This is a genomic window from Escherichia sp. MOD1-EC6162 (genome assembly GCF_002965125.1).
GTDB classification, from domain to species: Bacteria; Pseudomonadota; Gammaproteobacteria; order Enterobacterales; family Enterobacteriaceae; genus Escherichia; species Escherichia marmotae.
In genome coordinates, this window is record NZ_PTSB01000100.1 from 1 (window position 1) to 252 (window position 252).

At 51.6% G+C, this 252-nt stretch carries 1 rRNA gene; it reads right to left on the reverse strand.

Going from position 1 to position 252, the window contains the following annotated elements:
• Positions 1 to 252: ribosomal RNA gene (locus A9587_RS24335) — 23S ribosomal RNA — on the reverse strand; the annotation flags it as partial.

The following is a 252-nucleotide window of genomic DNA, read 5'->3' on the forward strand; positions in this document are numbered from 1 at the left end:
CTCCCCGTTCGCTCGCCGCTACTGGGGGAATCTCGGTTGATTTCTTTTCCTCGGGGTACTTAGATGTTTCAGTTCCCCCGGTTCGCCTCATTAACCTATGGATTCAGTTAATGATAGTGTGACGGATCACACTGGGTTTCCCCATTCGGAAATCGCCGGTTATAACGGTTCATATCACCTTACCGACGCTTATCGCAGATTAGCACGTCCTTCATCGCCTCTGACTGCCAGGGCATCCACCGTGTACGCTTA